The sequence below is a fragment of the Clostridium grantii DSM 8605 genome (genome assembly GCF_900129965.1).
GTDB lineage: Bacteria > Bacillota > Clostridia > Clostridiales > Clostridiaceae > Clostridium_AF > Clostridium_AF grantii.
Genome location: NZ_FQXM01000052.1, coordinates 1 through 7,599, shown reverse-complemented (window position 1 = coordinate 7,599; position 7,599 = coordinate 1). Strand labels below are relative to the sequence as shown.

General features: G+C 30.0%; 7 protein-coding genes. 1 reads left to right on the top strand and 6 read right to left on the bottom strand.

The window, feature by feature from the left end; genetic code table 11:
• Nucleotides 1-369: 369 nt before the first annotated feature.
• The 6 genes from BUB83_RS20515 to BUB83_RS20490 all read right to left on the bottom strand — a co-directional run bounded on the left by BUB83_RS20515 (nucleotide 370) and on the right by BUB83_RS20490 (nucleotide 6,438).
• Nucleotides 370-1,224, bottom strand: a complete 855-nt coding sequence (locus tag BUB83_RS20515; RefSeq protein WP_073340958.1) for an Rpn family recombination-promoting nuclease/putative transposase — start codon at nucleotides 1,222-1,224, stop codon at nucleotides 370-372.
• Between the two features lie 236 nt (nucleotides 1,225-1,460).
• A complete protein-coding gene (locus BUB83_RS20510; protein ID WP_073340957.1) occupies nucleotides 1,461-2,327 on the bottom strand; it encodes an Rpn family recombination-promoting nuclease/putative transposase in 867 nt (288 codons plus the stop codon).
• A 409-nt stretch (nucleotides 2,328-2,736) separates the two neighbouring features.
• Nucleotides 2,737-3,861, bottom strand: a complete 1,125-nt coding sequence (gene dprA / locus BUB83_RS20505; protein ID WP_073340956.1) for a DNA-processing protein DprA — start codon at nucleotides 3,859-3,861, stop codon at nucleotides 2,737-2,739.
• A 32-nt stretch (nucleotides 3,862-3,893) separates the two neighbouring features.
• A complete protein-coding gene (locus BUB83_RS20500) occupies nucleotides 3,894-5,435 on the bottom strand; it encodes a YifB family Mg chelatase-like AAA ATPase (RefSeq protein ID WP_073340955.1) in 1,542 nt (513 codons plus the stop codon).
• Entirely contained in the window at nucleotides 5,435-6,034 is a 600-nt protein-coding gene (locus BUB83_RS20495) for a transposase (protein WP_073340954.1), read from the bottom strand. Before BUB83_RS20495 ends, BUB83_RS20500 begins: the two co-directional genes overlap by 1 nt.
• Before the next feature lie 164 nt (nucleotides 6,035-6,198).
• Nucleotides 6,199-6,438 carry a hypothetical protein gene (locus BUB83_RS20490; RefSeq protein WP_073340953.1) on the bottom strand — a complete coding sequence of 80 codons (240 nt, stop codon included), beginning with the start codon at nucleotides 6,436-6,438 and terminating at the stop codon, nucleotides 6,199-6,201.
• 172 nt (nucleotides 6,439-6,610) lie between these two features.
• Here BUB83_RS20490 and BUB83_RS20485 point away from each other — a divergent pair, with 172 nt between their 5' ends.
• Entirely contained in the window at nucleotides 6,611-7,213 is a 603-nt protein-coding gene (locus tag BUB83_RS20485) for a transposase (protein WP_073340952.1), read from the top strand.
• Nucleotides 7,214-7,599 lie beyond the last annotated feature (386 nt).

Sequence of the window (7,599 nt, the reverse complement as noted above, 5' to 3'; positions counted from 1 at the left end):
CTACGGGTCTTTTTTCAATTTTTTCTTCTTATTCTTTACTTTATATCTCCTAGTTACATCCACAAATACACTTTTTCTTTACTTTTACTTTTTTCCTCTTCTACTTCATCTTCACCCTATTTACATCGGATTCCATCCCTCGCAGAGCTTATCGCTCAGTTGTTCACGCTTCGTTCACAATAGCTTGGATTATTTTACCAGTTTTCCCCAAGGGTCTGGCCCCATTGCGAGGGAAATGCTTTATGCCCCGAGCTTGCTTCAAACAACTCAAGACTCGCTAATGGCTGCTGGTTAAGCTTTACCATACGGGATTCCCACCCGTTATACATTGTGCCCTATCTTGGCGCACGGTCTGGCCCCGAGCTTGCTTTAATTCTTAAGTTGATTATCTCTTAACTTCTTAATTTTTTCTATAGGCATGCCGAGCTTTTTTGCAATAATTTCATTGTCTAATATATCTAATAAATTTATAGCTATTTCTTCTCTTTCTTCTTCTCTTCCTTCTTCTTTTGCGCTACTTATCATATTAGCTCTCTCATGCAATGATTTTTCTCTTGCTTTATAAAGCTCTATAGTTTTTTCATCACTACTTAAATATTCCAATCTTTCTTCCACTCTTCTAATATCTGAATCCATTTCCATCAACTCCTTTAATTTCTCTTCAGAAATATCTTTATTAAAGAAAGTCATCCATCTTTGAAGTTTATCTTCTTTTAAATTCGTTTGCTCTAATTTATAAAATTTGGGCAACTCTAAAAAATGAATTTCAACTAAATCTGTAAGCATATAATCTTTTGCTTCATCTTCCCACAAGTGAAATTTACTATGGAATTTATCTAGTTGTACGTATTCAAAGTCTAAAATATTTATAGTAATTACTTTTGATAAATTCTGATAATCTTCTCCTTTACTTATGGTTTGATTGAATAATCTGCCCCAGTAGAATAAAGTTCTTTTATCCATATTATGTTGATTTGTTAATTGTACTTCAATATCTATTTGAGTTCCATCTTCTGTTTTTGCTCTTACATCTAGTATAGATGTCTTATCATTAATTAATTCTCTTGTTAATTCCTTATTATCAATTATTTCTAATGTTACTAGCCTATCTCTACCTTTTCTATCTAAAACTGCATTCAAAAATGCAATTAAATTATCTTTAACTTCATTTTCACCAAAAAGTTTCTTAAAAATATAATCGTTCAATGGCTTCAATCTTTTCATTATAATATCAACTCCTTGTTTATATTATAACCTATTCACCTTTACTTTTTCACTATTTAATCAAATTTTTATTTTATAAATTATAAGTTAAAAATCAATTTAATTTCTCTAAATAGTTATTTAGTCTAAAAAAACATCAGATTTCTCTGATGTTTTTTTAGCTTGGATTATTTTACCATTTCAACCCAAGGGTCTGGCCCCGAGCTTGCTTTTAATTTGAAAACGAAGTGGACAAATTATGACTTGCTTACAATAGGGGTCTTTGTCATTTTTCTTTTTATCTCTATCACTTTTTCTATTGGAAGTTCAGATCCCTTAGCAACTTGTTCAACTGACAATCCCATGTTTAGTAAATTTCTTGCGATTTTCATTGCTGTTTCATCTACAGCACTACTAATCATGTTAGCCCTCTCATGAAGTGATCTTTCTCTTTCTTTATAAAGTTCTAATGTCTTTGGATCACTACTTAGATACTCTATTTTTTCTTCTGCTTTTCTAATATCAACATCCATATCCATCAACTCCTTTAATTCCTCTTTACTTATATCCTCTCTAAAGAAAGATAACCATCTTTGCAGCTTATCTTCTTTTAAATTCTTATTCTTTAACATTCTAAATTTCTCCATCTCTATGAAATGAATCTCTACTACATCTGTTAACATGTAGTCCTTGACTTCATCTTCCCATAGATGAAAAGTTGTGTGGAATTTATTTGGGATTTTAATGTATTCAAAATCTACTATGTTTATAGTTATAACTTTAGGTAGATTCTTATAGTCTTCTCCCTTTTTTATTCCTTCTGAGAATATTTCTCCCCAGTACCACATTGTCCTTTTATCCATATTATGCTGATTTGTTAACTGCACTTCTATTTCAAATTGTGTACCATCTTCTGTTTTAGCACGAACATCTATTATGCCTGTCTTATCTCCGATTAATTCAGGTGCTAGTTCTTTATTTTCAACTATTTCTAGTGTTACTAATTTATCTATATCTTTTTTACTTAGAATTGCATTAAGCAATGCTATTAGATTATCTTTTGTTTCTTCCTCACCAAAAGTTTTCTTAAAAATGAAATCATTTAAAGGCTTCAATCTTTTCATTATAATATCAACTCCTTGCTTATATTATAACCTATTCACCTTTACTTTTTCACTATTTAATCAAATTTTTATTTTATAAATTATAAGTTAAAAATCAATTTAATTTCGCCAAACGTTTACTTAACGAAAAACCAGCATCATGATACGATACTGGTCAATTTTTTAGTATTCAATTAACTGTACAAGTTCTGTAATTTCTACATAAAACGGGAAGTACCTGTCACCTTTGTGGGCCAAACTTGTTTGGACCGCTTCTTTTACCTTTGTGGTCAAAACTTGTTTGGACCACTTGCTATAATTAATTTAATTATTATTGATATAAGCAGTGTTTATGCACAGCCTGCTGAGGGTCATTGTCATTATAATATTCACCTAATTAATAGTTTTAACATTCTAAGATGATTAGAAATCAGCTTTTCCCTGCACTTACGAGGCCTTTAAATACTTTGATTTTGCCTTCCAACTCCATAACTGAAACTTTTTCTATTATGTCTACTTTAGAATCTTTAAATAATAATACAAGTTCTTCGAGACTTTTTGATTCTTTACATATGGTTTTAATTATCAACTTTTCAATTTGATCATAATTAAGTGATTTTGAAAATTTATTTTCTATTTCTGATATAGAATTTTTATCTGTATTAAGGGTTAGTTTTTCTTCTAATGTTATCATGCTTTGAATTAACTGTGGAGGTTTTAAATAGATTTTACTACCTTCAACTAATAGCTTATTACTTCCTTTACTTTGAGGACTATATATATTTCCAGGAGCTACATATATTTCTTTGCCATACTTTTTTGCGTACTGAGCTGTTATTAATGAACCACTTTTGTCTCCAGCTTCTACTACGAGCACTTTTTCACTTATTCCACTTATTATTTTATTTCTTTTAGGAAAATTCACAGAATTAGGTGGTGTTCCTGGAGGATATTGTGATATAACAGCACCGTTCTCTATTATTTTTTCTATTAGTTTGATATGTTCACGTGGATAACAGATATCTACTCCAGAGCCTAATACTGCAATGGTGTATCCATTGTTGTTTAGACAAGCCGTATGTGCATAAGAATCTATTCCTTTTGCCATACCACTTATAACTGGTACGTTATTTTGTGCTAAATATTCCGCTACTTCTATTGTTATATTTTTAGCATATTCACTGCATCTTCGAGTTCCTACAATAGCTATGCCTTGTATATTTTCTTTTAATGTTCCTTTATTGTAAAGTATTATTGGCATTTCTGAAATATGCATTGCTTTTATTGGATAGTTTAATGAATTCAAAGTAATAATATTTATATTACTTTTAGTACATTTTTTTAATATGTTCTCAGCTTTTTTAAGATTTCTAGATTTCATGACATATTCTGCTGCCATTGGGCCTATCTTTTTTACTGACAATAATTCTTCAATATTGGCTTTATAAATTTTTTCAGGGTTCTTAAATACATCTAATAAACTTCTAGCTAAAACTGGACCAATTCCTTTTATTTCAGTAAGCCATACCCAATATATAAGGTCACCCTCATTCATAATTTGCTCCTTTAAATTCGTAGTTTATTTAATTATTTTACAATAATCATATTTGCTTGTTCTTTATCCATTTCCCTACACATAAGAGCTTTAGCAATATGATTTTTTTTGATATTTTCTGATTCTTCCATATCAGCAAAGGTTCTTGCTACCTTTAAGAATTTTTGATAACTTCTTGCGCTATAATCAAATTTATCAAATGCTAGTTTTAGTAATGAGCTACACTCATTATCTAGTACACAAAATTCTTTTACCATGGCCGGTGTCATATCTGCATTGCAATATACCCCTTTTATACCTTCGAATCTTGCATTTTGGATTTTTCTTGCTAATTCAACTCTTTCTTTTAAAAATGCTGATGATGGACCTTTTTCATAACCTGCTAATTTCATAAATTCTACTGGCTGAACATTTTTTTGAATATCTATTCTATCTAAAATTGGACCAGAAATTTTCTGTCTATATTTTATAATTTCATAATCTGTACAGTGACACCGTTCATAACCGTAGTAACCACAAGAACAGGGATTCATAGCTGCCACCAGCATAAAATTTGCTGGATATGTGTTTGTGTACTTTACTCTCGAAACGGTAACGATTCTATCTTCCATAGGTTGCCTTAATGAGTCTAATGTTCTTTTATTAAACTCTGCTATTTCATCTAAGAATAAAACTCCATTATGTGCAAGTGAAATTTGTCCTGGTAATGCATCATTGCCTCCCCCTACTAGTGAATTCGTAGATGCATTATGATGTGGTGCTTTAAAAGGTCTTTCTGTTATAAGACTTCCTTTATTTCTTAAAAGACCTGCTACACTATAAATTTTGGTAACTTCAAGAGCTTCCTCTTCTGTCATAGAAGGTAATATTGTTGGGATACGCTTTGCAATCATCGACTTTCCACAACCAGGAGCTCCAGACAATAAAATATTATGTCCACCAGCTGCGGCCACTGTTATAAACTCGATAGTTGCTTCTTGCCCTTGAACATCACTAAAATCAATTAAGCTTGGAGTTCTAATTATATGATTTTGTCTATAATCAATGGTGTCATTATATTCTTTTGTTTTTTCTAGAAATTTAACTACTTCTGTTAAATTATCAAAACCAAATAGATTAATTCCACTAACTAAAGATGCTTCTCTCATGTTTTCTTTTGGTAAAATCAAATTATTAATTCCTCTGCGTTTAGCTTCCATTACCATAGGTAACACGCCGGTACAAGGTCTTAGAAATGCATTTAATGATAGTTCTCCAATAAATCCGAAACTTTTAATTTCCTCCACATAAATTTGCTTTGATTGTATTAAAAGACCTATTGCCATGCTTAAATCAAAATGAGACCCACTTTTCTTTATATCGCAAGGAGCTAAATTAATTACAATCTTCATTTTAGGAAACTCATATTTTGAATTTGTTATAGCTGCTTGCAATCTTTCTCTGGATTCTTGTACAGCCATATCTCCAAGACCAACTATTGATACAGATGGTTTGCCATAAATAGTATCTGATTCTATCTCAACCAAATATGCATCTACTCCCCTAATTGCAAAACTATTTATAACTGAAGCCATTAATCTACCTCCTGTGTCTTTTTAGTTTTTTTATTTTTTGCTTTTATACCATATTGAATATCACTTTGAACATAGTTCTTATATGCTTCTCTCTTATTTTCAACAGTAAAGTAATTAAGTATTTTGTCTGAAATAATTAATTTCTCATCAATATCTCCAATAATCATAGAATAACTACTCCATTTATAATCCTCAGCCTTTTCTACCATATTTGCTTTAACCGGATTCAAATGAATATATCTACTAGCATCTACTACATATTGATCATTCTCAATAATTTCCGAACCATATCTTCCCTGAAATAAGTGCCCAACATAATTATATTTATCATTGAATTTCATAGCATAAAGTCCATTTATTCGTCTTATAAAATCTTTTATATGAATGTTTGTAGTTTGTACTTGTAAATGAACATGATTTGTCATTAAACAATAGCTTAAGATTTCAAATTTTCCATTATAATAATCTATCGCTTCTTCAATGCCTTTCAAATAAACTTCAAAATCTGACTCATCCCTGAAAATATCATTTCTATGATTGCCTCTAGAAGTTATATGTAATTGTGCATCTTCATACCATAATCTTATTTTTCTTGGCATGTTTACACCCCTTATTTATTATTTACTAAAAATTATTGACAATAATTTTATTTATTAATCACATATATTTCTTTTTTTCAATAATAAAAAAACATCAGATTATCTGATGTTTTATAGCTTGGATTATTTTACCAGTTTTCCCCAAGGGTCCGTGACTACTCATTTTATTTAACAATTTTTAGATTCTTTTTTAACTTGTATAAATCTTCTTCTGTTTTATGTTCTTTATGTTTCAAATAATCAATATCATCAATAACTTCATCTAGTTTCGTATTAGTTTCAGTAATATCTTCAGTAATTTTTGCTGTATGCTCATAGACAGAGTCTAATTTTTTCTCAATACGCGATTGACCTGATTTAAGATTTTTTAGTTCATTAAGAATTTCTTGTAATATTTTTTCCAATTCAATCCCCCATTTACTTCATAAAAATTTATCACTCATTTCATCTTACCATTCATTTATTAAAGTTTCAAATAAAATTATTTTATAGGGTTCCTGCGTCAAAACTTAAGTTATGCTGAATATTAAAAACTTTTCTCCAAATACTAAATGTACGGAGAAAGGGGTTTTAACTATGGGAAGAAAACAACTTGAAATAATATCATTACATGGTGAAAAAATTGAAGAATTCATTGAATTAAAAAATAATACCAATTCCAAATATGTAAGGTTAGTATTAACTACTGTTACAATGAGATATTTAGGTAGTAATACTAAAGACATTATGTTTGCTACAGGTTTAAGCAACCCAACTATTGTGAATCATATTGCAAATTCAATTTTAAATGACTTTCATGTTGTTAATGACGTCTATTCTTCTAAAGACCCAATAACATCCGAACAAATAAAAAACCATATTGAATATCTACTGGAGTTAAATCCGGATAAAAAAGTTGTAGTATTTATGGATAATGCTAAAACACATACAAGCAAAACCATGCAATATTTTTATTCATCTAATAAAGATAAGTTGCAGATTATACTTTTACCTAGATATTCACCAGAAATGAATCCACAGGAACATATATGGAGGTCTTTAAAAGCAAAATTATTTAGACCATCATCTAGAACTTCAATATATGAACTTCTTTATGATATTAACAATATTTTTAACGAACTTAATTCTAATAAAGATGAAATTTGTTCACTAGCTTATGCTAAGAATTACCTTGTATAGATTAAGTTTTCAGTTGGGAACCCTATACTTGTTTTTATTTTTCAATATTTTTCGCTAAATTGTTCTTTAGTATAAAAAGAACACGCTCCTATGCTCTAGAAACATGCTCTTTTTTCTCTTCTACTTCATCTTCACCCTATTCGCATCGGATTCCATCCCTAGCAGAGCTTATCGCTCAGTTGTTCACGCTTCGTTTACAACAGTTTGGATTATTTTGCCATTTCAACCTAATGGTCTGGCCCTATTGCAAGGGAAATGCTTTATGCCCCGAGCTTGCTTAAATTTGGTAGCGGAGCGGACATGTTCTGACTTGCTTACTTGTTAGCTATTTAACATTACTAATGTTAATGACTTTCTTTATCTTATCTATATCCTTTGTCTTTTCT